The sequence below is a fragment of the Corallococcus sp. AB018 genome (genome assembly GCF_003986945.1).
GTDB classification, from domain to species: Bacteria; Myxococcota; Myxococcia; order Myxococcales; family Myxococcaceae; genus Corallococcus; species Corallococcus exiguus.
Genome location: NZ_RAWR01000439.1, coordinates 1 through 1,554, shown reverse-complemented (window position 1 = coordinate 1,554; position 1,554 = coordinate 1). Strand labels below are relative to the sequence as shown.

At 69.6% G+C, this 1,554-nt stretch carries 1 protein-coding gene; it reads left to right on the top strand.

Features of this window, described 5'->3' with window-relative positions:
- Window positions 1-115: 115 nt before the first annotated feature.
- On the top strand, window positions 116-1,534 hold the full coding sequence (locus tag D7Y11_RS42565) for an ISKra4 family transposase (protein ID WP_120581723.1): 1,419 nt from the start codon (window positions 116-118) through the stop codon (window positions 1,532-1,534).
- The last annotated feature ends 20 nt before the right edge of the window (window positions 1,535-1,554 follow it).

Sequence of the window (1,554 nt, the reverse complement as noted above, 5' to 3'; positions counted from 1 at the left end):
GGGTCTGGATCCGATCCTGAGCGAGGGATGAGCTGACAGGCCATCGAGCGGCCGTGAGCCTGCGCATCGGCACGATGGAAGGCGTCTGGTGGGTTACCTCGATGGAGGTGGCAAGATGCCGAAGGTGACGCTCGAGGTTTCGGAGGAAGTCGCGCGGTTGCTCAAAGCCATGGAAACGAAGCTGCGGCGAGAGGCAGAGGCGGGGCGCAGCTTCGGGGAGGTGGACCCAGTGGGTGCGCTGAGCGCCATCGACGAGGCAGCCGAGACATTGCAGCGCGATGAGAAGCGGAGGTTGCTTCGAGGCTACGACGTCGACGCCCCCCGGCTCCGGCTCGCGGGCCAGCTCCACGCCCGGGTTGGCCGGTACACGGCGGCGTACAAGACGAGGCAAGGGGCCGTCGAAATAGAACGCAGCCTCTACCGAGAGGTGGGTGTCAGGAATGGCCGCACGGTGGACGCCATCAGCCTGCGCGCCGGGTGTGTGGCCGATGGCTGGCTGCCGGAGGCGGCGGTGCCCATGGGGTACCTGCTGGCCCGGGGCACCTCGCGCGAGGCGCAAGCGACGGCGCGCCAGATGGGCGTGCTGCCCTACTGCCGCGCCTCGTTCGAGCGGATGGGCCATGAGGTGGGGGCGTTGTACAGCCACCAGCGGCCCCGAGTGGAGGCGGCGCTGGCCGAGGCCCTGGAAGCCCCCGAAGGGACGCACAGCGTGAGCGTCAGCCTGGACCGGGTGGCGGTGCCCATGGAGGAGCCGAAGAAGCGGCCCGTGGGACGGCCGCGCAAGGGCGCCCCCCAACGCCCGGTGGACGTTGTCTGGCACATGGCCTACGCCGCCTGCCTCGTCCTCCATGACGCCCAGGGCGAAGCGCTGGGCGCCGTGCGCTATGGCCGGATGCCTCATGGCGATGCCCGGGGACTGGCGGAGCGTCTGGCCCGCGACGTCCAGGCGCTGGTTTCCAGACAGCCCTCCCTGTGCGTCGCCACCCTCACCGATGGCGCTCCCGAACTGCATGCATTGCTAGACGAGGCGCTCTCCACCCACGCTCCCGCGGCCAAGGAGGTGGTGCGTCTGGTGGACTTCTGGCACCTGCTGGAGAAGCTCGGGGCCGCGGCCCTCGTCGTGGCAGGGGAGCAGAATGCCTCCGCCCTGCGTGAGAAGTGGAAATGGTCCCTGCTCAACACGCCCGGAGCGGTATGGACTCTCGTCAGTGCGCTGCACGCCAGCGGCAAGCGGGACGTCGTCCTCGGCGACCGCCGCCCGGTGCACGAGGCGCTCACCTACATGGAGAACCACGGGGAGCGGATGCACTACGCCGAGGCACGAGCGCAAGGGCTGCCCATTGGTAGCGGCAACGTGGAGGCCACCTGCAAGTCTCTCGTCGCCATGCGCATGAAGCGCCCAGGTGCCCGCTGGAAGGAGGAGTCCGGCCAGCACATCCTCGACCTCCGCGCTCTGGTGCTCTCGGACCGTTGGGACGCCGCCATGACTCTCATTCTCGCGCCACGGCGCGCTCGGGTGCGGCGCGCCGCGTGATCAGGATGGGAGCCACACCC